This window comes from uncultured Catenibacterium sp. (assembly GCF_900540665.1).
Lineage (GTDB): Bacteria > Bacillota_I > Bacilli_A > Erysipelotrichales > Coprobacillaceae > Catenibacterium.
This window is the reverse complement of sequence record NZ_UQGV01000119.1, coordinates 1-2,925: the sequence shown is the minus strand read 5'-3', so window position 1 is coordinate 2,925 and position 2,925 is coordinate 1. Positions and strand designations below refer to the sequence as shown.

3 protein-coding genes and 1 riboswitch are annotated in these 2,925 nt (G+C 34.8%); of the genes, 2 read left to right on the top strand and 1 reads right to left on the bottom strand.

Annotated elements, in window-relative coordinates; genetic code table 11:
* Positions 1-80 precede the first annotated feature (80 nt).
* Complete coding sequence (locus QZQ55_RS10770) at positions 81-1,427, bottom strand: sodium:alanine symporter family protein (RefSeq protein WP_295093213.1); 1,347 nt, start codon at positions 1,425-1,427, stop codon at positions 81-83.
* 44 nt (positions 1,428-1,471) lie between these two features.
* A riboswitch (glycine riboswitch) is annotated at positions 1,472-1,546 on the bottom strand.
* A 174-nt stretch (positions 1,547-1,720) separates the two neighbouring features.
* On the opposite strand from QZQ55_RS10770, the gene QZQ55_RS10765 reads away from it, so the two are divergent.
* The gene (locus tag QZQ55_RS10765) at positions 1,721-2,257 is read left to right on the top strand and encodes a GDSL-type esterase/lipase family protein (RefSeq protein WP_295093211.1); all 537 of its coding nucleotides are present in this window, start codon (positions 1,721-1,723) and stop codon (positions 2,255-2,257) included.
* Between the two features lie 55 nt (positions 2,258-2,312).
* Positions 2,313-2,900, top strand: a complete 588-nt coding sequence (locus QZQ55_RS10760) for an MATE family efflux transporter (RefSeq protein WP_295093209.1) — start codon at positions 2,313-2,315, stop codon at positions 2,898-2,900.
* The last annotated feature ends 25 nt before the right edge of the window (positions 2,901-2,925 follow it).

The following is a 2,925-nucleotide window of genomic DNA, read 5'->3' as shown; positions in this document are numbered from 1 at the left end:
TGCTGATAGATACTGTGTTTTAGCGGATAATCAGATTTTTATTGTGTTTTTATTACTAAAAAAACCTCTCAAAAGAGAGGTTAGATGCTTAATTCTTCTATAGCACAAGTGTTTTCTTCTTTGAAGTATTCTTCTGTTTCTGCAATGACTTCTTTTCTTAGTCCAATCAAACCAATCAGGTTAGGGATCGCCATGCAGCCATTCACGATATCTGCAAGAATAAAGATAAACTGTAATGACATGAATGGACCAATCGCAATAAGAATAATGAAGATGATCTTATAAATCTTGATAGAACGAATACCTGCAAGATAATACATACATCTTTCACCATAGTAGTTCCATCCGATAATAGTTGTAAATGCAAAGAAGATTAATCCAATATTAACGATATATTCACCAATGAAAGGAATAATAAGTCCTCTATCAAAGGCAAGTGATGTAACTGCAGCACCTTCTAAGCCGCTTGTATTTGCGCCAGTGATTAAAATTGCTAGACCTGTCATTGTACAGATTACCATTGTATCAATAAAAGTACCTGTCATAGAAACAAGCCCCTGTTCTACACATGAATCAGTCTGAGCAGCAGCTGCCGCAATTGGGGCACTTCCTAAACCACTTTCGTTAGAGAAGATTCCTCTACTAATACCCATCTTCATCGCAACACCCATACCAGCACCAAAGACTGCTTTGATATCAAAGGCTGAAGCAAGTACAGTCTTTAATACATGAGGAATCATTGGAAGATGTGTTGCTATGATAAGCACAACACCACCAATATAAAATACACACATAAATGGAATCACTTTTTCAGCAACTGCCGCAATTCTATGAATTCCACCAATTGTGATAAAACCAACAAGAATTGTAAGAATAATTGCACTCATCCAATAAGGAACATGGAAAGAAAGATGCAATGCATCGGAAATAGATCTTACCTGAGTGAATGTACCAATACCTAAATAAGCAACAGCTACACCAAAGAATGCAAATAGACTTGCAAGAAACTTGTTATGTAATCCTTTTTCTATATAGTACATTGGACCACCTGCAATCTGTCCGTTTTCATCTTTTGTACGATACTTAATAGCGAGTACGCCTTCTGCATACTTAGTAGCCATTCCAAAGAAAGCAGAAATCCACATCCAGAATAGTGCACCTGGACCACCTGCTGAGATTGCAGTGGCAACCCCTACAATATTACCTGTTCCAATCGTAGAACTTAATGCAGTACATAAAGCCTGGAAACTAGATACATCGCCTTCCTGATTTTCATTCTTCTTGAAAATCAAAGAAAAAGCCTTCTTTAATCTTACAAACTGAATAAACTTTAAATGAGTAGTAAAATAAATACCTGTTCCAAGTAGTAACAGAATAAGGGGCATACCCCATACGAGATTGTTCACTTGAGTCAGAAATTTGGTCATAAAAAAACTCCTTCTAATAAATTAGACGGAATTAATAGTGAAAAGTATAAGTCACTGTCCTTTTACCTGAGAGTGTTACTCCTTCGGTGCTCATTATGAGTCTCTCCAGTGATTCGTCCAATAGCGATCCTTTTACCTGAAATCTTCCATCCTTCGGTGTTCTTACAAAGAATCTCTTTCGCTACTATCATCCGTTCTTTTACAAGAAAACATTATAAACAGAGATTATTATAAATTCAATGTTTTTTTATTTTAAATCCTTTTGTATAATAAGAAAAAAGGGGAAGAAATTTATGAATATCGTATGTTATGGGGATTCTAATACTTATGGATTTAACCCTCTTGATGGGGGACGTTATGAAATTTGCTGGGTAGATATAGTAAGAGAGAATTATAAAGATGATTTTGTCGTTAATGCAGGACTCAATGGTAGACTTGCTGAACCAAGACAATTCTTATATGATATCTTTTTACGCCAATATGCACCGATTGGTTTATTGATTATTATGCTAGGGACAAATAATGTGGATCATCTAGAACCTATAGACCATATCACAGTAGGACTTCATGTGATGTTAAGACGTGCTTTGTCTAAATCTGAACATATATTACTTCTTGCACCGCCTTATATACGTAATGATGAAGAAAGATATCAAAGAAGCAAAGAATTAAATGAGAAACTCAGGCTTCTCGCAAATAGCTTTCATGTAGATTTTATTGATGTAGAAGAAGTGATTACAGAACTTTCATTTGACGGTATCCATCTTACACAAAAGGGACATGAACAGGTAGGAAAAACAATTGTAGACTATATGAAGAAATCCTTATAATGGATTTTTTTGTATGCTTAAAAGTGCTATACTGCAACACTGGGGGGATTATTATATGACAAAGAATATGACAGAAGGACATCCATTGAAACTTATAATGATGTTTGCACTGCCTCTATTATTAGGAAACTTATTTCAGCAGACTTATAATATTGTCGATACTGCAATAGTAGGTCAGACACTAGGTGCGAATGCACTTGCTGCAGTAGGGGCTACAAGTAGTGTACAGTTTCTTGTATTAGGTTTCTGTATTGGTATATGTTGTGGGTTTGGTATACCTATTGCGCAGTCATTTGGCGGCAATAATTTATCTAAGATGCGTGATTTTATCTATCACAGCATAGTATTGACTATTATTATTGGTGCTTTATTAACTGTAGGATGCTGTTTGTTATGTATGATTATTATTCATATTTTACAGATTCCTCAAGAGATTGTATCACGTTCCTATATATATTTATTAATTATTTTTATCGGGTTACCATGCACATTACTCTATAATCTATGTTCAAGTATATTACGTGCTGTAGGAGATAGCCGTACACCATTCTTATTTCTTGCTTTTTCTGCTTGTCTCAATATTGTGTTAGATTTATTCTGTATTATTAAATGCAAAATTTTGATTATCCCGAAAAACCCTTGAAATACAAGCACATTCGCAGGATTTC